General features: G+C 39.0%; 35 protein-coding genes. All 35 read right to left on the reverse strand.

Features of this window, described 5'->3' with window-relative positions; all coding sequences use genetic code 11:
* Positions 1–214 precede the first annotated feature (214 nt).
* Positions 215–568, reverse strand: coding sequence for a 50S ribosomal protein L17 (gene rplQ, locus IEV35_RS16850; RefSeq protein ID WP_186871278.1), 354 nt, complete (start codon positions 566–568; stop codon positions 215–217).
* Between the two features lie 44 nt (positions 569–612).
* On the reverse strand, positions 613–1,557 hold the full coding sequence (locus IEV35_RS16855) for a DNA-directed RNA polymerase subunit alpha (protein WP_188385826.1): 945 nt from the start codon (positions 1,555–1,557) through the stop codon (positions 613–615).
* A gap of 297 nt (positions 1,558–1,854) precedes the next feature.
* Positions 1,855–2,244 carry a 30S ribosomal protein S11 gene (gene rpsK / locus IEV35_RS16860; RefSeq protein ID WP_188385827.1) on the reverse strand — a complete coding sequence of 130 codons (390 nt, stop codon included), beginning with the start codon at positions 2,242–2,244 and terminating at the stop codon, positions 1,855–1,857.
* 20 nt (positions 2,245–2,264) lie between these two features.
* Entirely contained in the window at positions 2,265–2,630 is a 366-nt protein-coding gene (rpsM, locus tag IEV35_RS16865) for a 30S ribosomal protein S13 (RefSeq protein ID WP_188385828.1), read from the reverse strand.
* A 23-nt stretch (positions 2,631–2,653) separates the two neighbouring features.
* Complete coding sequence (gene rpmJ / locus IEV35_RS16870; protein ID WP_010095733.1) at positions 2,654–2,767, reverse strand: 50S ribosomal protein L36; 114 nt, start codon at positions 2,765–2,767, stop codon at positions 2,654–2,656.
* Positions 2,768–2,797: 30 nt separating this feature from the next.
* Positions 2,798–3,016 (reverse strand): translation initiation factor IF-1, encoded by a 219-nt coding sequence (gene infA / locus IEV35_RS16875; RefSeq protein WP_010095735.1) that lies wholly within the window; start codon positions 3,014–3,016, stop codon positions 2,798–2,800.
* A 423-nt stretch (positions 3,017–3,439) separates the two neighbouring features.
* Positions 3,440–4,084 carry an adenylate kinase gene (locus IEV35_RS16880; RefSeq protein WP_188385829.1) on the reverse strand — a complete coding sequence of 215 codons (645 nt, stop codon included), beginning with the start codon at positions 4,082–4,084 and terminating at the stop codon, positions 3,440–3,442.
* Between the two features lie 28 nt (positions 4,085–4,112).
* Positions 4,113–5,405 (reverse strand): preprotein translocase subunit SecY, encoded by a 1,293-nt coding sequence (secY, locus tag IEV35_RS16885; RefSeq protein ID WP_188385830.1) that lies wholly within the window; start codon positions 5,403–5,405, stop codon positions 4,113–4,115.
* Positions 5,405–5,845: a 50S ribosomal protein L15 gene (gene rplO / locus IEV35_RS16890; RefSeq protein WP_188385831.1), complete on the reverse strand. Its 441-nt coding sequence runs from the start codon at positions 5,843–5,845 to the stop codon at positions 5,405–5,407. Before rplO ends, secY begins: the two co-directional genes overlap by 1 nt.
* 30 nt (positions 5,846–5,875) lie before the next feature.
* Positions 5,876–6,058: a 50S ribosomal protein L30 gene (rpmD, locus tag IEV35_RS16895; protein WP_188385832.1), complete on the reverse strand. Its 183-nt coding sequence runs from the start codon at positions 6,056–6,058 to the stop codon at positions 5,876–5,878.
* A gap of 13 nt (positions 6,059–6,071) precedes the next feature.
* The gene (gene rpsE / locus IEV35_RS16900; RefSeq protein ID WP_188385833.1) at positions 6,072–6,575 is read right to left on the reverse strand and encodes a 30S ribosomal protein S5; all 504 of its coding nucleotides are present in this window, start codon (positions 6,573–6,575) and stop codon (positions 6,072–6,074) included.
* A gap of 18 nt (positions 6,576–6,593) precedes the next feature.
* Positions 6,594–6,956: a 50S ribosomal protein L18 gene (gene rplR / locus IEV35_RS16905; protein WP_188385834.1), complete on the reverse strand. Its 363-nt coding sequence runs from the start codon at positions 6,954–6,956 to the stop codon at positions 6,594–6,596.
* A 30-nt stretch (positions 6,957–6,986) separates the two neighbouring features.
* Entirely contained in the window at positions 6,987–7,523 is a 537-nt protein-coding gene (gene rplF / locus IEV35_RS16910) for a 50S ribosomal protein L6 (RefSeq protein WP_188385835.1), read from the reverse strand.
* A 30-nt stretch (positions 7,524–7,553) separates the two neighbouring features.
* A complete protein-coding gene (rpsH, locus tag IEV35_RS16915; protein WP_188385836.1) occupies positions 7,554–7,952 on the reverse strand; it encodes a 30S ribosomal protein S8 in 399 nt (132 codons plus the stop codon).
* A gap of 30 nt (positions 7,953–7,982) precedes the next feature.
* Positions 7,983–8,168 carry a type Z 30S ribosomal protein S14 gene (locus IEV35_RS16920; protein WP_188385837.1) on the reverse strand — a complete coding sequence of 62 codons (186 nt, stop codon included), beginning with the start codon at positions 8,166–8,168 and terminating at the stop codon, positions 7,983–7,985.
* Positions 8,169–8,196: 28 nt separating this feature from the next.
* Complete coding sequence (gene rplE / locus IEV35_RS16925; protein WP_188385838.1) at positions 8,197–8,736, reverse strand: 50S ribosomal protein L5; 540 nt, start codon at positions 8,734–8,736, stop codon at positions 8,197–8,199.
* 26 nt (positions 8,737–8,762) lie between these two features.
* On the reverse strand, positions 8,763–9,074 hold the full coding sequence (gene rplX / locus IEV35_RS16930) for a 50S ribosomal protein L24 (RefSeq protein ID WP_188385839.1): 312 nt from the start codon (positions 9,072–9,074) through the stop codon (positions 8,763–8,765).
* Between the two features lie 34 nt (positions 9,075–9,108).
* The gene (rplN, locus tag IEV35_RS16935; RefSeq protein ID WP_010095756.1) at positions 9,109–9,477 is read right to left on the reverse strand and encodes a 50S ribosomal protein L14; all 369 of its coding nucleotides are present in this window, start codon (positions 9,475–9,477) and stop codon (positions 9,109–9,111) included.
* Positions 9,478–9,519: 42 nt separating this feature from the next.
* On the reverse strand, positions 9,520–9,783 hold the full coding sequence (rpsQ, locus tag IEV35_RS16940) for a 30S ribosomal protein S17 (RefSeq protein WP_188385840.1): 264 nt from the start codon (positions 9,781–9,783) through the stop codon (positions 9,520–9,522).
* Between the two features lie 22 nt (positions 9,784–9,805).
* On the reverse strand, positions 9,806–10,006 hold the full coding sequence (rpmC, locus tag IEV35_RS16945) for a 50S ribosomal protein L29 (RefSeq protein ID WP_026907482.1): 201 nt from the start codon (positions 10,004–10,006) through the stop codon (positions 9,806–9,808).
* Entirely contained in the window at positions 9,996–10,430 is a 435-nt protein-coding gene (gene rplP, locus IEV35_RS16950; RefSeq protein ID WP_188385841.1) for a 50S ribosomal protein L16, read from the reverse strand. The genes rpmC and rplP overlap by 11 nt, the downstream gene beginning before the upstream one ends.
* Before the next feature lie 18 nt (positions 10,431–10,448).
* Positions 10,449–11,090: a 30S ribosomal protein S3 gene (rpsC, locus tag IEV35_RS16955; RefSeq protein WP_188385842.1), complete on the reverse strand. Its 642-nt coding sequence runs from the start codon at positions 11,088–11,090 to the stop codon at positions 10,449–10,451.
* A 3-nt stretch (positions 11,091–11,093) separates the two neighbouring features.
* The gene (gene rplV, locus IEV35_RS16960; protein WP_188385843.1) at positions 11,094–11,435 is read right to left on the reverse strand and encodes a 50S ribosomal protein L22; all 342 of its coding nucleotides are present in this window, start codon (positions 11,433–11,435) and stop codon (positions 11,094–11,096) included.
* Between the two features lie 20 nt (positions 11,436–11,455).
* Positions 11,456–11,734 carry a 30S ribosomal protein S19 gene (gene rpsS / locus IEV35_RS16965; protein ID WP_188385844.1) on the reverse strand — a complete coding sequence of 93 codons (279 nt, stop codon included), beginning with the start codon at positions 11,732–11,734 and terminating at the stop codon, positions 11,456–11,458.
* A gap of 57 nt (positions 11,735–11,791) precedes the next feature.
* Entirely contained in the window at positions 11,792–12,622 is an 831-nt protein-coding gene (rplB, locus tag IEV35_RS16970) for a 50S ribosomal protein L2 (RefSeq protein ID WP_188385845.1), read from the reverse strand.
* Between the two features lie 26 nt (positions 12,623–12,648).
* Positions 12,649–12,936, reverse strand: coding sequence for a 50S ribosomal protein L23 (gene rplW / locus IEV35_RS16975; RefSeq protein WP_188385846.1), 288 nt, complete (start codon positions 12,934–12,936; stop codon positions 12,649–12,651).
* Entirely contained in the window at positions 12,936–13,559 is a 624-nt protein-coding gene (rplD, locus tag IEV35_RS16980; protein ID WP_188385847.1) for a 50S ribosomal protein L4, read from the reverse strand. The genes rplW and rplD overlap by 1 nt, the downstream gene beginning before the upstream one ends.
* 26 nt (positions 13,560–13,585) lie before the next feature.
* Positions 13,586–14,215, reverse strand: coding sequence for a 50S ribosomal protein L3 (gene rplC, locus IEV35_RS16985; protein WP_188385848.1), 630 nt, complete (start codon positions 14,213–14,215; stop codon positions 13,586–13,588).
* 31 nt (positions 14,216–14,246) lie between these two features.
* A complete protein-coding gene (gene rpsJ / locus IEV35_RS16990; RefSeq protein WP_010095771.1) occupies positions 14,247–14,555 on the reverse strand; it encodes a 30S ribosomal protein S10 in 309 nt (102 codons plus the stop codon).
* A 329-nt stretch (positions 14,556–14,884) separates the two neighbouring features.
* The gene (tuf, locus tag IEV35_RS16995; RefSeq protein WP_188385849.1) at positions 14,885–16,075 is read right to left on the reverse strand and encodes an elongation factor Tu; all 1,191 of its coding nucleotides are present in this window, start codon (positions 16,073–16,075) and stop codon (positions 14,885–14,887) included.
* 122 nt (positions 16,076–16,197) lie between these two features.
* Positions 16,198–18,276, reverse strand: a complete 2,079-nt coding sequence (fusA, locus tag IEV35_RS17000; protein ID WP_188385850.1) for an elongation factor G — start codon at positions 18,274–18,276, stop codon at positions 16,198–16,200.
* A 42-nt stretch (positions 18,277–18,318) separates the two neighbouring features.
* Positions 18,319–18,789, reverse strand: a complete 471-nt coding sequence (gene rpsG / locus IEV35_RS17005; protein WP_188385851.1) for a 30S ribosomal protein S7 — start codon at positions 18,787–18,789, stop codon at positions 18,319–18,321.
* Positions 18,790–18,830: 41 nt separating this feature from the next.
* Positions 18,831–19,250: a 30S ribosomal protein S12 gene (rpsL, locus tag IEV35_RS17010; RefSeq protein WP_188385852.1), complete on the reverse strand. Its 420-nt coding sequence runs from the start codon at positions 19,248–19,250 to the stop codon at positions 18,831–18,833.
* Positions 19,251–19,382: 132 nt separating this feature from the next.
* A complete protein-coding gene (locus IEV35_RS17015; protein ID WP_188385853.1) occupies positions 19,383–19,634 on the reverse strand; it encodes a ribosomal L7Ae/L30e/S12e/Gadd45 family protein in 252 nt (83 codons plus the stop codon).
* Positions 19,635–19,775: 141 nt separating this feature from the next.
* Positions 19,776–23,381 carry a DNA-directed RNA polymerase subunit beta' gene (rpoC, locus tag IEV35_RS17020; protein ID WP_308419801.1) on the reverse strand — a complete coding sequence of 1,202 codons (3,606 nt, stop codon included), beginning with the start codon at positions 23,379–23,381 and terminating at the stop codon, positions 19,776–19,778.
* Positions 23,382–23,396 lie beyond the last annotated feature (15 nt).

Genomic DNA, 23,396 nt, shown 5'->3' on the forward strand with positions numbered 1-23,396 from the left:
TTACTATGAATACGATTGTATGTTAATAGATAAGGTAATTGTTTGAACGCACACGGTTAATTTAAAAACCAAGCCAGTAAAAAAACTGTAGAACATATTCCAAATAAGAATATTTTAACAGATTCCTAAGCATTCCTTTTAAATATACAAAAAAAGGGCTTGGATTTCACCTCACGGAAGAGATCAAGTCCTGCCCTTAACGCGTATGGATTGATTAAACTAGCTCAATAATTGCCATTTTCGCTCCATCACCTTGGCGTTCGCCTAATTTAAGAACGCGTGTATATCCACCTTGTCTGTCTTCATAGCGTTTTGCTACATCATTGAAAAGCTTTTGAAGTACTGTATCTTCTTCATTAGCCTCTTTGTTGTATAAGAATGCAGCTGCTTGACGTCGAGCGTGTAGATCACCACGTTTACCTAATGTAATCATTTTATCTACAACAGAACGTAGCTCCTTCGCTTTAGCTTCTGTTGTTTCAATCCGCTCATGAATAATTAAATCAGATGCTAAATTGCGAAGTAAAGCTAGTCGCTGATCAGTTGTACGTCCTAGTTTTCTTGCCATGGACTATCCCTCCCTTTCTTGAAACTCTAAAGATGTCCGATTTATTAGTCGTCTTTACGTAAGCCTAATCCTAAATCAGCAAGTTTAAGTTTTACCTCTTCTAGTGATTTACGACCAAGATTACGTACTTTCATCATATCTTCTTCAGATTTATTTGAAAGCTCTTGAACTGTATTAATGCCAGCACGTTTTAGACAATTGTATGAACGAACTGATAAATCTAGTTCTTCAATTGTCATTTCCATTACTTTTTCTTTTTGATCTTCTTCTTTTTCGACCATAATTTCTACATTTTGTGCTTCATCCGTTAAGCCTACGAAAATATTTAGATGTTCTGATAGGATTTTAGCGCCAAGAGAAATTGCTTCTTCTGGACGTATACTTCCATCGGTTGTAACATCAAGTGTTAATTTATCGTAGTTCGCACTTTGACCAACACGAGTATTTTCCACTTGGTAAGTAACACGCGATACCGGTGTGAAAATGGAATCAACTGGAATAACACCAATTGGTTGATCTTCGTGTTTATTTGCCTCAGCTGGAACATAGCCTCGACCACGCCCGGCAGTAATTTTCATACGCAAGCTTCCTTTTGCATTAAGTGTTGCAATAGGAAGATCTGGATTTAATACTTCTACATCACTATCATAGGTAAGATCAGCAGCAGTAACTACACCTTCACCTTGCGCATCTATTTCTAGTGTCTTTGGTTCATCTGAATAGATTTTTAGGGCTAGCTTTTTCAAATTCAAAATAATCGCAGTTACATCCTCAACTACACCATCAATTGTAGAAAATTCATGTAATGCACCATCTATTTGAACTGAAGTTACAGCAGCACCTGGAAGTGAGGATAGCAGGATACGACGCAAGGAGTTACCTAGAGTTGTACCATAACCACGTTCGAGCGGTTCTACCACAAATTTTCCAAATGTAGCATCATCACTAATCTCAACCGTTTCAATCTTTGGCTTTTCTATTTCAATCATTCCATAATACCCTCCTTTAAAACGTCGAAACCCCGGTTAGACAAATTACCCAACCGAAATTCCTCATATAGGCAGTTGGCGATTCTGCGCTATCAGTATACTTTTTCGTACATTTTTGTCTATGCGATGCTGTATAGTTGGTTGTAAAAAGAAAAATACACGAGAGATTGTCTAAAGACTTCTCTTAGTATTTTCTTTTTAAAACCACAGGTGAATTATTTAGTATCTCTATTTCCATCTATACTTTTAGTCATCATAACCCATTATTGACAGGGTGACAAATATTATACGTTAAAATTATACACGACGACGTTTTGGTGGACGGCAACCGTTATGAGGTACTGGAGTTACATCTTTAATAGCAGTAACTTCTAGTCCCGCTGCCTGTAATGAACGGATCGCTGCTTCACGACCAGCTCCAGGGCCTTTAACTGATACTTCTAGAGATTTCATACCATTATCAACTGCAGTTTTAGCAGCTGTTTCAGCAGCCATTTGTGCAGCAAAAGGTGTAGATTTACGAGAACCTTTGAAACCAAGTGCACCAGCAGAACTCCATCCAACAACATTACCTTGAACGTCAGTAATTGTAACGATAGTGTTATTAAAAGTAGAGCGGATGTGTGCTACACCAGTCTCAATATTCTTTTTCACACGGCGTTTACGTGTATTAGTTTTACGAGCCATCTATTTACTAACCTCCTTACTTATTTTTTCTTGTTAGCGATTGTACGACGTGGGCCTTTACGAGTACGAGAGTTGTTCTTCGTATTTTGACCACGAACAGGTAAACCACGACGATGTCTTAAACCACGATACGAACCGATCTCGATAAGACGTTTAATATTAAGTGAAACTTCACGACGAAGATCACCTTCAGTTGTGTAACCATCAACTGCTTGACGAATACGTCCTAGCTCGTCTTCAGTTAAGTCACGTACACGTGTATCTTCAGAAACGCCAGCTTCTTTTAAGATATTTTGTGCAGTTTTCTTACCAATACCAAAAATATATGTTAAAGAGATTACCACACGTTTATCACGTGGTACGTCTACTCCTCCAATACGTGCCATAGATACTCTGCACCTCCTTCAATTTATCCTTGTTTTTGCTTGTGTTTCGGATTTTCACAAATCACCATTACTTTGCCTTTTCGTTTAATGACTTTGCATTTTTCACAAATTGGCTTTACAGATGCTCTTACTTTCATCATCTTTACCTCCTTTTATATTAGGAGCACTTATTTATAACGGTACGTAATTCGTCCTCTTGTCAAGTCATACGGAGAGAGTTCTACCGTTACTTTATCACCTGGTAAGATACGGATGAAGTGCATACGGATTTTACCAGACACATGTGCCAAGACCGTATGGCCATTCTCAAGCTCTACGTTAAACATCGCGTTCGGCAACGTTTCCGTTACGGTTCCTTCCACTTCAATTACATCATCTTTCGCCATCGCGCCTTACTCCCTTCTTTTAAATCAGTCACAACATTCGTTTTTAAAATAAATGTTTACTAAACTTACATTTGTGACACGACCAGTTCTAGAAGGCTGTTTTGGACTTCTGGAGACGTATAATCCATATTACATTATAATGTTGTATTCTCTCATTGGTCGATCATATTTTCGTTCCATCAAGCTATGAAGATATTTTGGGTTATTAAACCCAAAAATATCCCTCTTTTGCCCTTTTAAAATAACGACAAACAAGACCTATCATATCCTTGGAAACGAACCAGCACTCTTTAACAATACAAGCTTAAGATGCAATATTGAAAAATAACGCTGATAAGTTCAATCAAAAAGCAATAAACTAAGCGACTCGAGCATATATAATACAAATAGAAATGTCTATTCGTGCAAGCCTACAGTAATAGCTTATTTTTCGATAATCGATTGAATGTCATTAAAAACTTTATCAATATCTTGATCACCATTTACGCTAACAAGATATCCTTTATTATCATAAAAGTCTAGTAACGGCTTTGATTGTTCGATATTAATGTTCAAACGATTTTTAACCGTTTCTGGTTTGTCATCGTCACGTTGAATTAACGCTGAGCCATCTTTATCACAAATGCCCTCTTTTTCTGGAGGATTATACATCACGTGATAAGCTTTACCACATGTTGGACAAATTCTACGACCGGATAAACGCTCCACTAGCTTTTCTTCTGGTACATTTACATGTAATACATGGTCAATTTGTTGATCCAATTCGGAAAGAAGAGCTTGTAAAGCTTCTGCTTGAGCTATCGTTCTTGGAAAACCATCCAACAGGAAGCCATTTTTGCAGTCATCTTTACTTAAACGCTCTTTAACTATACCGATTGTTACTTCATCCGGAACAAGAGCACCTTGGTCCATAAAGCTTTTCGCCTTAACACCAAGTTCTGTCCCTTCCTTAATTGCGGAGCGGAACATATCTCCTGTTGAAATATGAGGGATGTTATATTTCTCGCTAATTTTTTCTGCCTGTGTACCTTTACCAGCACCAGGTAGACCCATTAATAACAGATTCAATACTTTCCCCTCGCTTTTTTGGCAATTCTTACTTGATAAAACCTTTATAGTGTCGCTTCACTAACTGACCTTCTAATTGTTTCATCGTTTGGATTGCAACACCTACTACGATTAGTAAACTTGTTCCACCGATCTGTACTGCTTGAGGAAGACCCGCAAGTTTCCCAAAAACAATTGGTAGGACAGAAACAGCAGCCAAGAATATAGAACCAACAAAAGTTAAACGATGGATAACACGAGTAAGGTACGTCTCGGTATTTTTACCTGGACGAATCCCTGGAATGTAGCCACCTTGTTTTTGTAAGTTCTCAGCCATTTGCTCAGGATTCACTTGAACAAATGTATAGAAATACGTGAATGCAATAATTAACACAACATAAATTACCATACCAATAGGAGTAGTATAATCAAAGATTTCCTGAACCTTTGTTGCAACACTACCTTCAAAGAAGCTCGCAATAGTTCTTGGTGCCATAATAAAGGCAATCGCAAAGATTACAGGAATAACTCCTGCAGCATTTACTTTAAGTGGTAAATGTGTCGAATGACCACCAACTGGAGAACGATTTACAAGTTTCTTTGCATACTGGATAGGGATTTTACGTAATGCTTGTTGCACGAAAACAACACCTGCAGTTATAGCAACAGCAGCTAATGCAACTAGTGCAACAATAACAATATTTATAAATAATTCATCGCCAGGATTTGTAAAATACTGGGCGAATAACTGATTAACAGCATTTGGTATAGCAGCTACGATACCTGCAAAGATAAGTATCGAAATTCCATTCCCAACTCCATTTGCAGTGATCTGTTCACCTAACCACATTAGGAATGTTGTTCCAGCAGTCAGTACTAAAGCAATAATTAAGAACTTACCAGGACCTGGATTTGAAATTAGCAAACCACCAGCCATAGCGTTAAATCCTATAGACATTGCAATAGCCTGAACAAACGCAAGAACTACCGTTCCATAACGAGTAATTTGAGCCAACTTTTTACGACCCATTTCACCTTGTTTTTTCCACTCAGTAAACTTTGGCACAACATCCATTTGCAATAATTGCATAATGATGGAAGCAGTAATATAAGGCATAATCCCCATAGCAAAAATGGAGAAGTTCATTAACGCCCCACCGCCAAATGTATCCAAGAATCCAAATACATTGTTTTGTTCGTTTAAAAATTGAATTGCATTTTTATCTGTGAACGGCACAGGAATAAAAGTGCCAAGACGGAATACAATTAACAAAGCTAATGTAAAAAGTATTTTCCGTCTAATGTCAGCCACGCGCATAAAATTGGAGAATGTACGGAACATTAGATCACCTCTGTTTTACCGCCCGCTTCTTCGATAGCTGCTTTTGCAGAAGCAGAGAACTTATGAGCTTTAACGGTATATTTGTTTTCGACGGAACCATTACCAAGTATTTTGATACCTGACTTTTCGTTCTTAACGACACCTGATTCAATTAATAACTCAGGAGTAATTTCTGTGCCGTCTTCAAATCTATTTAAAACATCTAAGTTCACTATAGCATATTCTTTGCGGTTAATGTTTGTAAATCCACGTTTTGGTAAACGTTGGAATAAAGGCATTTGTCCACCTTCAAATCCTGGGCGAACTCCACCGCCTGAACGAGCTTTCTGTCCTTTGTGTCCTCTACCAGAAGTTTTTCCGTTACCTGATGATGTTCCGCGTCCAACACGGTTTCTCTCTTTACGACTTCCTTCTGCTGGCTTCAATTCATGAAGTTTCATACGAGCACCTCCTCTTTACGCTTATGTTTATTAACCTTCTTTAACCGATACAAGATGAGATACTTTATTAACCATTCCACGAATAGCTGGAGTATCTTCAAGAACCACGGTTTGACGAATCTTTTTTAAACCTAGTGCTTCAACTGTTTTAATTTGTTTTTCTTTAGCACCTATAACACTGCGTGTGAGGGTGATTTCTAATTTTTTAGACATAATGTTTCCCTCCTTATCCTAACAGTTCTTCTACAGACTTTCCTCTTAGTTTCGCTACATCTTCAGCACGTTTTAGATTATCTAAACCGTTAATCGTAGCACGAATCATATTAATCGGTGTATTAGAACCTAGTGATTTAGTTAAAATGTCACCAACACCAGCAAGTTCTAATACCGCACGAACTGGTCCACCAGAGATAACCCCAGTACCTTCAGAAGCTGGTTTCATTAGTACGTTACCAGATCCGAATACACCATGAATTTCGTGTGGAATAGTAGTTCCAACGATTGGTACAGTGATCAAGTTTTTCTTCGCATCATCAACAGCCTTTTTAATTGCATCTGGTACTTCTTGTGCTTTACCAGTACCAAATCCAACATGACCATTTTTATCACCAACAACAACAAGTGCAGCAAAACGGAAACGACGTCCACCTTTTACTACTTTTGCAACGCGGTTAACCGCAACAACACGTTCCTCTAGATCTAATTTATTAGGATCGATTACTGTTTTCATTCTGTGTCCCTCCTTTTATTAGAATTCAAGACCTGCCTCACGAGCAGCATCTGCAAGTGCTTTTACACGACCATGATAAAGGTAGCCTCCACGATCGAATACAATTGATTTATGACCTTTATCTTGGGCACGTTTTGCTATTAATTCTCCAACTTTAGTAGCAGCATCAACACTGCTAGTTGAATCTAGTGTTAAATCTTTATCTAAAGTTGACGCACTAACAAGTGTTACACCGTTAGTATCATCAATTAGCTGAGCATAAATGTGTTTATTTGAACGATACACGTTTAAACGAGGACGCTCTGCAGTTCCAAAAAGGTTTTTACGAACGCGATTGTGTCTTCTTTTACGTGATACATTTTTGTCAGGTTTTGTGATCATCTGGGTCACTCCTTTCTCGCCTAACTAGCCTTACTTAGCAGTTTTACCTTCTTTACGACGTACATGTTCATCGATATAACGAATACCTTTACCTTTATATGGTTCAGGTGGTCTGATAGCTCTAATGTTAGAAGCAATTGCTCCAACTTTTTCTTTATCAATACCTTTTACAATAACAGTTGTATTGTTTGGTACATCGATTTCAATACCGTCAATTTGATCTATTTCAACTGGATGTGAATACCCAGCATTCATTACTAGTTTGTTACCTTGTTTTTGTGCACGATAACCAACACCGATAATTTGAAGTTGCTTTTCAAATCCTTTAGAAACACCTTCAACCATGTTAGCGATTAGGCTACGAGTTGTTCCGTGTAATGAACGATGTTCTTTTTGATCACTTGGACGTTCAATAGTCACTTGCGTTTCTGCAACAACAATCTTCATATCACTATGAAAATCTCTAGTTAATTCACCCTTAGGGCCTTTGACAGTTACTGTATTACCGTTTAGTTTTACTTCAACACCACTCGGAATCTCAATTGGTTTAAGTCCTATACGAGACATTCCATGCACCTCCTCATCATAAAAGATTAATTACCATACATATGCAAGTACTTCGCCGCCAACTGCTTGTGAGCGAGCTTCTTTATCAGAAAGAACGCCTTTAGAAGTTGAAACGATTGCGATACCTAGACCATTTAGTACACGTGGTACTTCGTCAGCTTTCGCATAAACACGTAATCCTGGCTTACTAATACGTTTAATACCTGTAATTACTCGTTCCTCATTAGCACCGTACTTAAGGAAAATACGCAGAACACCTTGTTTGTTGTCTTCAACAACTTCATAATCACGTACAAAGCCTTCACGTTTTAGAATATCAGCAATTTCAGTTTTAATTTTAGAAGCAGGAAGTTCTAACTTTTCATGTTTTACCATGTTCGCATTACGAATACGAGTTAGCATATCTGCGATTGGATCTGTCATAACCATTACTAAATTACCTCCTTCCCTATTCGGGGTTTACCAGCTTGCTTTTTTGACACCAGGAATTTGACCTTTATAGGCAAGTTCGCGGAAACAAATACGGCAAAGTTTAAATTTACGCATTACAGAGTGCGGACGTCCGCAACGTTCACAACGAGTATATTCTTGAACTTTATACTTTTGTGTGCGTTTTTGTTTCGCAATCATTGATTTTTTAGCCACAATTTTCCCTCCTTGTATTAGCTCATGTCTATTTTTGGAAAGGCATGCCAAGCTGAGCTAAAAGTTCACGTGCTTCCTCATCGGTATTTGATGTTGTTACGATAACAATATCCATACCACGCACTTTACTTACTTTATCGTAATTAATTTCTGGGAAAATTAACTGCTCTTTAACACCTAATGTGTAGTTACCTCTACCATCAAAAGCTTTTTTAGAAATTCCACGGAAGTCACGTACACGTGGTAGTGAAACAGAAACAAGCTTTTGTAGGAATTCATACATACGCTCACCGCGAAGTGTAACTTTTGCACCAATCGGCATTCCTTCACGTAGACGGAATCCAGCGATTGACTTTTTAGCGCGTGTAATCATTGGTTTTTGACCAGAAATTAATGCTAATTCTTCAACTGCGTTATCTAGTGCTTTTGAGTTTTGAACAGCATCACCAACACCCATGTTGATAACGATTTTTTCAAGACCTGGCACTTCCATTACAGATTTATAATTAAATTTATTCATCAAAGATGGTACGATCTCATCTTGGTATTTTTGTTTTAATTGATTCACCATGTTGCCCTCCTTTCACAGCAATACTATTTATCTAATGCTTCACCGGACTTTTTAGCAATACGAACTTTTTTACCGTCGCGTACTTCATATCCAACACGAGTTGGTTGGCCGGATTTTGGATCTACTGGCATCACGTTAGAAACATGAATTGGAGCTTCTTGGTTAAGAATTCCACCTTGTGGATTTTCTTGTGAAGGTTTTGCGTGTTTCTTAATCATGTTTACACCTTCGACTAAGACGCGATCCTTTTTAGGGTATGCTTCTAAAATTGTGCCTGTTTTACCACGGTCTTTACCGGAAATAACAATAACTTTATCACCTTTTTTTACATGCATGCTTGCCGCACCTCCTTACAAGGTAATTCACTTCTTATAGAACTTCTGGAGCTAGAGATACGATTTTCATGAATTGTGCGTCACGTAATTCACGTGCAACTGGTCCGAAGATACGAGTTCCTCTTGGACTTTTGTCGTCACGAATGATCACTGCAGCATTTTCATCAAAACGAATATATGAGCCGTCTTTACGACGAACACCAGATTTAGTACGTACAATAACTGCTTTAACTACGTCACCTTTTTTGACAACGCCTCCTGGTGTTGCTTGTTTTACGGAACAAACGATAACATCACCAATATTAGCAGTTTTGCGTCCAGAACCACCAAGTACTTTAATAGTTAATAACTCACGAGCACCAGAGTTATCTGCAACTTTTAAGCGTGTTTCTTGTTGAATCATGCGCTATAGACCTCCCTTCGGATACCTTCCGAGCGAACTTTATTATATAATTACCGCTTCTTCAACGATTTCTACTAGACGGAATCGTTTAGTTGCTGAAAGCGGACGAGTTTCCATGATTTTAACGATATCACCTGTTTTAGCTTGATTGTTCTCATCATGGGCTTTAAATTTCTTAGAATACTTAACACGTTTACCATATAATTTATGGTTTTTGTAAGTTTCAACTAAAACAGTGATAGTTTTATCCATTTTATCTGAAACTACACGGCCTGTGTATACTTTACGATTATTACGTTCAGTCATTTTGAGGCTAACCTCCTCTCAATTAGTTGTTTACGCTTAGTTCACGTTGACGTACAACAGTTTTCATACGTGCAATGGACTTTCTTACTTCACGAATACGTGCAGTGTTTTCAAGTTGACCAGTTGCAAGTTGGAAGCGTAAGTTAAACAATTCTTCTTTTAAAGATTTAAGTTTTTGTTCAATTTCGGCAGTGGTTAGTTCTCTGATTTCATTAGCCTTCATTGATTTCACCACCAATTTCTTCACGTTTTACGAATTTAGTTTTGATTGGAAGTTTGTGAGAAGCAAGACGTAATGCTTCACGAGCAACTTCTTCTGAAACTCCAGCAATTTCAAACATGATTTTACCAGGCTTAACTACAGCAACCCATCCTTCTGGAGCACCTTTACCGGATCCCATACGAACTTCTAGAGGCTTAGCTGTATAAGGCTTATCTGGGAAAATTTTAATCCAAACTTTACCGCCACGTTTCATGTAACGAGTCATAGCGATACGAGCAGCTTCTATTTGGCGGCTTGTGATCCAAGACGCTTCTAGAGCTTGTAATCCATATTCACCGAAGGAAACTTGAGTGCCGCCTTTAGCTTGGCCTCTCATTTTACCACGATGTTGTCTACGATATTTAACACGTTTAGGCATTAACATACGTAAAAGCCCCCTTCCTTATTTGTTAGTTTTTGTTGGAAGGACTTCACCACGATAGATCCACACTTTAACACCAAGTTTACCGTATGTTGTATCAGCTTCTGCTGTTGCATAATCGATATCAGCACGTAAAGTGTGTAGTGGAACAGTTCCTTCACTATAATGTTCAGCACGAGCAATGTCTGCACCGCCTAAGCGACCAGATACTTGCGTTTTAATTCCTTTTGCACCAGCACGCATAGCACGTTGGATAGCTTGCTTTTGTGCACGACGGAATGAAATACGATTTTCTAATTGACGAGCAATGTTTTCTGCAACTAGCTTAGCATTTACATCAACTTTTTTAATTTCAACGATGTTAATGTGAACGCGTTTGCCAGTTAAACTGTTTAATGAGTTACGTAGAGCTTCTACTTCAGATCCGCCTTTACCAATAACCATACCAGGTTTACCAGTATGAATCGTTACGTTAACGCGATTTGCGGCACGTTCGATTTCAACATGGGAAACAGCTGCAGTTTTAAGACGGTTTTCAAGATATTCTCTGATTTTAATATCTTCATGTAGTAAGTCTGCATAGTCTTTGCCTGCATACCATTTAGACTCCCAGTCTTTAATGATACCAACGCGAAGACCTGTTGGATTCACTTTTTGACCCACTAACTACCCCTCCTTCTTTTCTGTTACAACCACTGTAATGTGGCTTGTGCGCTTATTGATTTTGCTTGCACGTCCTTGAGCACGTGGACGGAAACGTTTTAAAGTTACACCTTCATTAACGAATGCTTCAGAAATCACAAGATTATCTGGATTCATTTCGTAGTTGTGTTCTGCATTTGCGATTGCAGATTTAAGCACTTTTTCAACAACTGGTGAAGCACCACGTTGTGTATGGCGTAGAATCGCAATTGCTTCGCCAACTTCTTTTCCTCGAATTAAATCAACAACTAATCGTACTTTACGAGGAGCAATACGAACTGATTTTGCTACGGCTTTAGCTTGCATACCTAGAGCGCCTCCTCTCATTAGCGTTTTGTTTTCTTATCGTCACTAGCGTGTCCTTTGTACGTACGTGTTGGAGCAAATTCACCTAATTTATGTCCAACCATGTCTTCTGTAATATAAACAGGAACATGTTTACGTCCATCATAAACAGCAATAGTGTGGCCGATGAATGTTGGGAATATAGTGGAACGACGAGACCAAGTTTTAATAACCTGTTTCTTGTCAGACTCATTTAATAGTTCGATCTTTTTCATTAGATGGTCATCTACGAAAGGTCCCTTTTTTAAGCTACGACCCATGGATAAACCTCCTTTCGAAGTTCAGAGATGGGAGTTATCACCCATCCACAGTTACGATTATTTTTTACGTTTACGTACAATATACTTATCAGTTGGTTTATTACGTTTACGTGTTTTGTAGCCAAGTGTAGGTTTGCCCCAAGGTGACATTGGTGATTTACGTCCGATTGGTGCGCGTCCTTCACCACCACCGTGTGGGTGATCGTTAGGGTTCATAACAGATCCACGAACAGTTGGGCGTTTACCTAACCAACGAGAACGACCTGCTTTACCAACACGAATAAGTTCATGTTCTAAATTACCAACTTGACCAACAGTCGCACGGCAAGTAGATAAAATTAAGCGAACTTCACCTGAAGCTAAACGTACTAGCGTATATTTACCTTCACGTCCTAGGATTTGTGCTTCTGCACCAGCAGAACGAGCTAATTGCCCACCATTTCCTGGTTTAAGCTCGATATTATGAATCACAGTACCTACTGGAATGTTTTCAAGTGGAAGTGCATTACCCACTTTAATATCAGCATTTACACCAGACTCAATTTCTTGACCAACTTTTAGTCCTTTTGGTGCAAGAATATAACGCTTTTCACCATCAGCGTAGTTAATTAATGCAATGTTAGCGGTACGGTTTGGATCGTACTCAACTGTAGCAACGCGTCCTGGTATACCATCTTTATCGCGTTTAAAGTCGATGATACGGTATTGACGCTTATGACCGCCGCCTTGATGACGAACCGTAAGTTTCCCTTGGTTATTACGACCACCACGTTTAGCAAGTGGAGCTAAAAGGGATTTTTCCGGTTTATCTGTAGTAATTTCTGCGAAATCAAGTACAGACATATTACGTCTACCATTAGAGGTAGGTTTGAATTTTTTAATCGCCATCTTTTTTTCCCTCCTTCTCTATAATCTTAACCTTCAAAGAAATCTAGGTCTTTACTATCTTCGGAAAGCTGAACAACTGCTTTCTTACGATTAGGGCGGAAGCCGCCGTAACGACCCATTCGTTTGAATTTACCTTTAAGGTTCATTGTATTTACTTTTTCAACTTTAACACCAAAGATTTCTTCAACAGCATCTTTGATTTGTGTTTTATTTGCTTTTGTACTAACTTCGAACGTATACTTTTTCTCCGCCATTAAGTCAGCAGAGTGTTCAGTGATTACAGGGCGCTTAATGATATCACGTGCATCAGTCATTATGCAAGCACCTCCCCTGCTTTTTCAGCTGCATCTTTTGTTAAGATCAACTTGTCATGCGTTAACAGATCAAGAACGTTAACTTCAGTAACAGTTAGAACTTTAACTCCTTGTAGGTTGTTCGCTGAACGAACTACGTTTTCTTCGTTTTCAGCAGTAACGATAAGTGCTTTTCTGTCTACATTTAGAGCACCAAGCATTTTTACTACTTCTTTTGTCTTAGGAGCATCAAATGATAGACTTTCTAACACTACAACATTTTCTTCTTTCACTTTAGAAGATAATGCAGATTTAAGTGCTAAACGACGTACTTTTTTAGGTAGTTTGTAGCTATAGCTACGAGGTGTAGGTCCGAATACTACTCCACCACCAACCCATTGAGGTGAGCGGATAGATCCTTGACGAGCACGACCAGTACCTTTTTGACGCCACGGTTTGCGTCCTCCGCCGCGAACTTCAGAACGATTTTTAACGTCGTGAGTTCCTTGACGTAATGATGCACGTTGCATAACAACTGCTTCGTGTAATACATGTGTATTTGGTTCAATACCGAATACAGATTCGTTTAATTCGATTTCACCAGCTTGTGAACCGTCTTGTTTAAATAGTGCTACTTTAGGCATGACATATCCTCCCTTCGTATATATGATTAGTTAGCCTTTACTGCACTCGTAATTTTTACGAATGATTTTTTTGAACCTGGTACATTACCTTTAATTAATAGTAAGTTGCGTTCAACATCGACGCTTACTACTTCAAGGTTTTGAATAGTTACTTGTTCAGCACCCATATGACCTGGTAAGTTTTTTCCTGGGAATACACGCATTGGATCAACAGCACCCATAGAACCAGGTGATCTGTGGTAATGAGAACCGTGAGACATAGGTCCTCGAGCTTGACCGTGACGTTTAATTACACCTTGGAATCCTTTACCTTTAGAAGTCCCAGTTACGTCAACTTTTTCTCCAGCTTGGAAAATTTCAACGCTAAGTTCTTGACCAACTTCATACTCATCAAGATTAACGTTACGGATTTCACGAACGTAGCGCTTAGGGGCTGTGTTTGCTTTTGCAGCATGACCTTTTTCCGCTTTGTTAGTACGTGATTCCTTTAATTCTTGGAAACCGATTTGAATTGCTTCATATCCGTCGTTTTCAAGTGTTCTCTTTTGTAAAACTACGTTAGGTTCAGCTTGAACAACTGTTACCGGGATTAATTCACCGTTTTCGTTAAATAGCTGTGTCATGCCGATTTTTCGACCTAAGATTCCTTTCGTCATCCGTTACACCTCCTATTATATAACCATTGTTTTATAGTTTAATTTCAATATCAACACCAGATGGTAAATCTAAACGCATTAGCGAATCAACTGTTTGTGGTGTTGGGTTAACAATATCGATTAAGCGTTTATGAGTACGCATTTCGAATTGTTCACGTGAGTCCTTATATTTATGAACCGCACGTAAGATTGTATATACAGCTTTCTCTGTAGGTAGTGGAATCGGTCCAGATACTTTAGCACCGGAACGTTTCGCTGTATCTACGATTTTTTCAGCAGATTGATCTAGAATACGGTGATCATATGCTTTTAAACGAATTCTGATTTTTTCTTTTGCCATCATTTTACCTCCTTTTCGCCCATATTATTATAGACATACTCCGTGAAAATTTCTTAGCAACCGCCCATGGCAAAGGGGCCGGGTGTGCCAACAACCTTTCACATCATCGCCTGAAACGACCAACATTATTATTATATAGAATAATAGTGGTCAGTGCAACCCTTTTTTAAAGTAAATACTATTTATTGCACATTTATGTATTATACTTATTTAAACCACTAATTGCAAGGTTTCTAGAAAGGTTTTAGTTGGGAATGTTTGGTGTGATTATTTATAAACAAAAAACAGATAGCGATTAAACGCTACCTGTTTTTTTATCTTAGTATCTATTATTTAGTGATAGTAGAAACAACGCCTGATCCTACTGTACGTCCACCTTCACGAATAGAGAAACGAGTTCCTTCTTCGATAGCGATTGGAGAGATTAGTTCAACATCCATTTCGATGTTGTCTCCAGGCATAACCATTTCTACTCCTTCTGGTAGATTAATTACACCAGTAACGTCAGTTGTACGGAAGTAGAACTGAGGGCGGTAGTTAGAGAAGAATGGAGTATGACGTCCACCTTCTTCTTTAGATAGTACATAAACTTCAGCTTTGAAGTTAGTGTGTGGAGTGATTGTACCTGGTTTAGCTAATACTTGACCACGGCTAATATCTTCACGAGCCACACCACGTAGTAACGCACCAATGTTATCTCCAGCTTCAGCATAATCTAGAAGCTTACGGAACATTTCAACACCAGTTACAGTAGTTTTACCGTTTTCTTCTTGTAGACCGATAATTTCAACTTCATCACCGACTTTAACTTGACCACGCTCAACACGACCAGTAGCAACTGTTCCACGACCAGTGATTGAGAATACGTCCTCAACTGGCATCATGAATGGTTTGTCAGTATCACGTTCTGGAGCAGGGATGTATTCATCAACTGCAGCCATTAATTCAACGATTCTTTCTTCGTAATCAGCATCTCCTTCAAGAGCTTTAAGAGCAGAACCTTTGATTACTGGTACGTCGTCACCAGGGAAGTCATATTCACTTAGTAGGTCACGAACTTCCATTTCTACTAGTTCAAGTAATTCTTCGTCATCAACCATATCTACTTTGTTTAGGAATACTACGAATGCAGGTACCCCAACGTTACGAGATAGAAGGATGTGTTCACGTGTTTGTGGCATTGGACCATCAGCAGCAGATACTACAAGGATAGCACCGTCCATTTGCGCAGCACCTGTGATCATGTTTTTAACATAGTCAGCGTGTCCTGGGCAGTCAACGTGAGCATAGTGGCGAGTTTCAGTTTCGTATTCAACGTGTGAAGTTGAGATTGTGATTCCACGTTCTCTTTCTTCTGGTGCGTTGTCGATTTGGTCGTAACCTCTTGCATCTCCATTACCATTTCTTTTTGCCATTACAGTAGTAATCGCAGCAGTTAGAGTAGTTTTACCATGGTCAACGTGTCCAAGTGTACCAACGTTTACGTGTTGTTTGGAGCGGTCGAATTTTTCTTTAGCCATTTATATTTCCTCCTTTAGATAAATAAAATAATTTTAAGTATATTTTGGAGCTAAGAAATAACAACTTGTGTCACTTCTTAGCTTACAATAAAAGTTATACTTGAAGATAGTGAAAAAAGCAATTATTCTCCTGCGTTTTTCTTAATAATTTCCTCAGAAATACTCTTAGGAACTTCTTCGTAGTGGTCAAATGTCATAGTATATTGACCGCGACCTTGTGTGTTTGAACGTAATGCAGTTGCATATCCAAACATTTCTGCAAGTGGAACAAAAGCTTTAACTACTTGAAGTGGTCCACGAGCTTCCATACCTTCCATGCGTCCACGACGAGAAGTAATGTCGCCGATGATATCACCCATGTATTCCTCAGGCATTACAACTTCTACTTTCATCATTGGTTCAAGTAGAACTGGATTACATTTGTTTTTAGCAGCTTTAAGTGCCATTGATGCAGCAATCTTGAACGCCATTTCGTTTGAGTCAACATCATGGTAGCTACCATCGAATAATGCAGCTTTTACGTCTATTAGCGGATAACCAGCTAATACACCGTTTTCCATTGCTTCTTTAACACCTTGTTCAACTGCAGGGATGTATTCACGAGGAACGACACCACCAACAATTTTGTTTTCAAACTCAAAGCCAGCGCCTTCTTCGTTTGGTTCGAATTTAATCCAAACATGACCGTATTGTCCACGTCCACCAGACTGACGTACGAATTTACCTTCGACTTCAGCAGCTTGACGGAACGTTTCACGGTATGCAACTTGAGGTGCACCAACGTTAGCTTCAACTTTGAATTCACGTTTTAGACGGTCAACAATAATATCTAGGTGAAGTTCACCCATACCAGAGATGATTGTTTGACCTGTTTCTGGGTTTGTTTCAGTACGGAATGTTGGATCTTCCTCCGCTAGCTTACCTAATGCAATACCCATCTTATCTTGGTCAGCTTTTGTTTTTGGTTCAATAGCTACCGAGATAACTGGTTCTGGGAATTCCATAGATTCAAGAATAACAAGATTCTTTTCATCACATAGTGTGTCACCAGTACCTGTATCTTTTAAACCAACCGCTGCAGCAATTTCTCCAGAATACACTGTTGAAATTTCTTCACGAGAGTTCGCGTGCATTTGTAGGATACGCCCTACACGCTCACGTTTGCCCTTAACAGAGTTACGAACGTATGAACCTGAATCCAATGTTCCAGAGTAAACACGGAAGAATGTTAGTTTACCAACAAACGGATCAGTCATAACTTTAAATGCTAGTGCAGCAAATGGGGCATCATCAGATGATTCTCTAGTTACTTTTTCATCACTATCCGGTAGAGTACCTTCAATAGCAGGCACATCAGTTGGAGCTGGTAGGTAATCTAGCACTCCATCAAGCACTAATTGTACACCTTTGTTTTTGAAAGCAGATCCACAGAATACAGGATAGAATTCTACAGAAAGTGTTGCCTTACGAATAGCTTTCTTAAGTTCTTCGTTGGAGATTTCTTCTCCTTCTAGATACTTCATCATAAGCTCTTCGTCTAGTTCAGATACAGCTTCAATAAGGCTTGCACGTAATTCCTCAGCTTGTTCTTTTAACTCAGCAGGAATTTCTGTAGCTTCATCAACTGTTCCTAGGTCATCTTTATAGAAGTGTGCTTCCATATTTATAAGGTCAATAATACCGTTGAACTGGTCTTCTGCACCAATCGGCATTTGAACCGGGTGTGCATTAGCTCCTAAACGGTCTTTTAAAGTACCTACAGAATATAGGAAGTCTGCACCAGTTTTATCCATTTTATTAATGAATACGATACGTGGCACACCATAAGTTGTTGCTTGACGCCACACTGTTTCAGTTTGAGGTTCAACACCTGATTGTGCATCAAGTACTGTAACAGCACCATCAAGTACACGTAGAGAACGTTCAACTTCTACAGTGAAGTCTACGTGTCCTGGAGTATCGATAATGTTGATTCGGTGACCTTTCCATTGAGCAGTTGTCGCAGCGGAAGTAATTGTAATTCCACGCTCTTGCTCTTGTTCCATCCAGTCCATTTGGGAAGCACCTTCGTGTGTTTCACCGATTTTGTGAATGCGTCCTGTATAGAAAAGAATACGCTCAGTAGTAGTGGTTTTACCTGCATCGATGTGTGCCATAATACCAATATTGCGCGTCTTTTCCAAGGAGAACTCTCTTGCCATGTATTCTTCTCCTTCCTGTTAAAACCTTTATTTTTATTTAGTTTACCAACGGTAGTGAGCAAATGCTTTGTTTGCTTCTGCCATTTTGTGCATATCTTCGCGTTTTTTAACTGCTGCACCTGTATTATTTGAAGCATCTAGAATTTCATTCGCTAAACGTTCTTCCATAGTTTTTTCTCCGCGTAAACGTGAATAGTTAACTAGGTAACGTAATCCTAACGCTTGACGACGTTCTGGACGAACTTCAACTGGCACTTGGTAGTTTGATCCACCAACACGACGTGCACGAACTTCAAGTACAGGCATAACATTTTTCATTGCTTGCTCAAATACTTCCATCGGGTTTTGTCCACTACGTTGTTGAACTAATTCGAAAGCATTATATAAAATCTTTTGTGCAACACCGCGTTTTCCATCAACCATGATTTGGTTGATTAAACGTGTTACTAATTTTGAATTGTAAAGTGGATCTGGTAAGACATCGCGTTTAGGTACTGGTCCTTTACGTGGCATATGTCCCCCTCCTTTCCTATATCTATGTTGTTACGAATATATTACTTTTTCTCTTTAGGGCGTTTTGCACCGTATTTAGAACGAGCTTGCATACGTCCTTCAACTCCAGCAGTATCTAGCGCACCGCGAACGATGTGATAACGTACCCCTGGTAAGTCTTTAACACGTCCACCACGGATTAGTACTACACTGTGTTCCTGTAGGTTGTGTCCAATACCAGGAATGTATGCAGTTACCTCCATGTTGTTTGATAAACGAACACGCGCATATTTACGTAAAGCTGAGTTCGGTTTTTTAGGAGTTAGTGTACCAACACGAGTACATACACCACGTTTTTGTGGAGAGTTTTCGTTAGTTAGAGACTTCTTGAAACTGTTATACCCTCTGTTAAGTGCAGGAGAGTCAGATTTCTTAGGTTTGCTTGAACGACCTTTACGGATAAGTTGGTTAATTGTAGGCATTTATATGTCCTCCCTTCTCTGAAAATATAAAGAATAAGAGCTAGTAATCACCGGATTGTAATCCCACACATCCAGGTGGTTCATCTTGAGGCAAAAAAAACTTAGTTTCTCAATTTTTATCTTGCTGAAACTTTACTTTTTGATTGCTACAGTTGATGCGCTGACACTAATACCGCATGCAGCACCTAGCTTTTTCTTGGAATCAACACGCTCGACTGGAATGCCTAGCGTTTCAGCTAATTCTTCCACTTTTTGTGTTAGTGACCGATCAGCATCTTCGGCAACAAACACTTTATTCACTTGGCCATGTTTCATGGCTTTCATTGTTTGCTTCACACCAATAATGGTTTGATTTTTTACTTTACTCACTTTTTCATAAGACATGGAATATCCTCCAAAGTAAGAAGTATAAATCAGAAGCACCTTGAATATATTATCATTCTAATTTTTTAATGTCAACTAGATTTCTAATATTTTTTTAGTGCTTCTGATAATTTTATAGACAATTTACAATCACTTCATAAATTACTGTACCGGTTGTTCTACCTCATCTGTTGTTTCTTCTTCTTCGATTGCTGGTAGTTGGATTTTACGGTAACGTTGCATACCGGTTCCAGCTGGTACAAGTTTACCTATAATCACATTTTCCTTAAGACCTAATAACTCGTCACGCTTACCTTTAATTGCTGCATCAGTAAGTACTCTTGTTGTTTCTTGGAAGGATGCGGCTGATAAGAATGAATCTGTTTCTAGGGAAGCTTTAGTTATTCCTAGTAGAACTGGTCTTCCAACAGCTGGTTGGTTGCCCTCTGCTAGTACTTTACGGTTTGCTTCTTTAAACTGATGTAATTCAAGTAATGAACCCGGTAATACATCTGTATCCCCTGCGTCAATCACACGTACTTTTCGTAGCATTTGACGTACCATTACTTCAACGTGTTTATCGCCAATTTCAACACCTTGCATTCGGTAAACACGCTGCACTTCACGTAACAAGTAATCCTGAACTCCCGATACACCTTGAACTCGAATTAGTTCTTTCGGATCCACAGAACCTTCTGTTAACTCCTGTCCCGCAAACACTTCATCACCAACAGATACTTTAAGTCTTGCATTATACGGCACAGCATATGAACGTTGTTCTACTTCGCCTTGGATTACTATTTCTTGTTTATCCTTAACCTCGTGAATATCAAGTACTGTTCCATAGATTTCACTAATTATCGCTTGACCTTTCGGATTACGCGCTTCAAATAGCTCTTGGATACGAGGTAGACCTTGGGTAATATCGTCTCCAGCAACCCCACCAGTGTGGAATGTACGCATTGTTAACTGTGTACCTGGTTCACCAATTGATTGGGCAGCAATGATTCCAACTGCTTCTCCAACTTCAACTTCAGAACCTGTTGCAAGGTTTCGTCCATAACACTTCTTACATACCCCGTGTTTAGTATTACATGTAAACACTGTACGAATAGTAACCTCTTCAATACCCGCTTCAACGATTTGCTTAGCTTGGTCCTCTGTAATGATTGAATCAAATTCAACAATCACTTCGTTTGTCTCAGGATGAACAACTTCTTCAAACGCAGTACGTCCAACTAATCGATCATATAATGGTTCAATTAGTTCATTACCATCCGTAAGAGCTGCAACTGGTAAACCACGGTCTGTTCCGCAATCTGTTTCACGTACTATTACATCCTGTGCAACATCAACAAGACGACGTGTTAAGTAACCAGAGTCTGCAGTCTTAAGTGCAGTATCAGCTAGACCTTTACGAGCACCGTGGGTAGAGATAAAGTACTCTAATACTGTTAATCCCTCACGGAAACTTGACTTAATCGGTAATTCAATAATACGTCCAGCCGGGTTAGCCATCAGACCACGCATACCCGCTAACTGTGTAAAGTTAGATGCGTTACCACGGGCCCCTGAATCACTCATCATGAAGATTGGGTTACGGTTATCTAAAGACTCCATCAAGCGTTCTTGAATTGTATCTTTAGCTTGTGTCCAAATTGCAATTACTCGATCGTAGCGTTCTTCATCAGTAACTAGACCACGACGGAATTGTTTCATTACATTGTCAACTTTTTTCTGTGCTTCTTCTAGAATAATTTCTTTTTCAGGTAATACTACGATATCAGATATACCAACTGTCATACCCGCAGTAGTCGACATGCTGAAACCTAGATCTTTCATTCTATCAAGCATCTTCGAGGTTTCTGTTATTTTATATCGTTTAAAGACTTCAGCAATAATATCGCCCAAGAAGCCTTTTTTAAATGGTTTAATAAGTTCACGTGTTTTCAATTCTTCTTTAACATCTGTACCTTTTTCAACAAAATACATTTCCGGTGTTCGTTCCTCTAGATTTAATCTAGTTGGTTCATTAATATACGGGAACGATTCAGGAAGAATTTCATTAAAAATAAGCTTTCCAACTGTTGTTAGAAGTAATTGATTGTTTTGTTCTTCCGTAAATGTCTTGTTCTTAAGACTAGAAGCTTGAACTGCAACACGTGTGTGTAAGTGAACATAACCATTTTGATAAGCGATTCTCGCTTCATCCACACCAGTAAAGACAGAACCTTCACCGACAGCTTCTTTACGTTCTAGCGTTAGGTAATAGTTACCTAATACCATATCCTGTGATGGTGTTACAACCGGTTTACCATCTTTCGGGTTTAGAATGTTTTGTGCCGCTAACATCAAAAGACGTGCTTCTGCTTGAGCTTCAGCAGATAGTGGTACGTGAACCGCCATTTGGTCACCATCAAAGTCAGCGTTATATGCCGTACATACTAATGGATGCAGACGAATCGCACGACCTTCTACAAGCGTTGGTTCGAAAGCCTGAATACCAAGTCTATGAAGTGTTGGTGCACGGTTTAATAATACAGGATGCTCTTTAATAACTTCTTCTAAAACACCCCAAACATCAGGATGTACGCGCTCAATTTTACGTTTTGCTGATTTAATATTATGAGCTATTCCTCGTTCTACAAGTTCTTTCATAATAAACGGTTTGAACAATTCGAGAGCCATTTCTTTTGGTAATCCGCATTGGTACATTTTTAAATTTGGACCAACAACAATTACGGAACGGCCAGAATAGTCAACACGTTTACCTAGTAAGTTTTGACGGAAACGCCCTTGCTTACCTTTTAGCATATGAGAAAGTGACTTCAACGGACGATTACCAGGACCAGTTACTGGACGACCACGACGACCATTGTCAATTAATGCGTCAACAGCTTCTTGTAGCATACGCTTTTCATTTTGCACAATAATACTTGGTGCACCAAGGTCTAACAAACGTTTTAAACGATTATTACGATTAATTACACGACGATATAGGTCGTTTAAATCAGATGTCGCAAAACGGCCGCCATCAAGCTGAACCATTGGTCTGATTTCTGGTGGTATAACAGGTAGAACATCTAAAATCATCCAAGAAGTTTCATTTCCGGAATTGCGAAATGCTTCTAGTACTTCAAGACGTTTAATTGCTCTTGTTCTACGTTGTCCTTGTGCAGTTTTCAACTCTTCTTTCAGAATATCAACTTCTTTATCAAGGTCAATATCTTGAAGGAGTTTACGGATTGCTTCAGCACCCATTTGTGCCTTAAAGGTATTACCATACTTATCATAATAACTACGGAATTCCTTTTCAGATAATAATTGTTTCTTTTCTAAAGGTGTGTTTCCAGGGTCCGTTACAATGTACGCTGCGAAGTAAATTACTTCTTCTAGAGCTCTTGGGGACATATCAAGTACAAGTCCCATACGACTCGGAATCCCTTTAAAGTACCAAATATGCGATACCGGTGCAGCAAGTTCAATATGTCCCATACGTTCTCTGCGGACTTTTGACTTTGTAACCTCAACACCACAACGATCACAAACTACCCCTTTATATCGCACCCTCTTGTACTTACCACAATGACATTCCCAATCTTTTTGTGGTCCGAAAATACGCTCACAAAATAAACCATCTTTTTCTGGTTTTAATGTACGGTAGTTAATTGTTTCGGGCTTTTTCACCTCACCAAAAGACCATGATCTGATTTTTTCAGGTGAAGCCAAACCTATTTTCATAAATTCAAAGTTATTTACATCTAACAAGGGTATACCTCCCTT

The organism is Ornithinibacillus halotolerans, assembly GCF_014637405.1.
GTDB lineage: Bacteria > Bacillota > Bacilli > Bacillales > Amphibacillaceae > Ornithinibacillus > Ornithinibacillus halotolerans.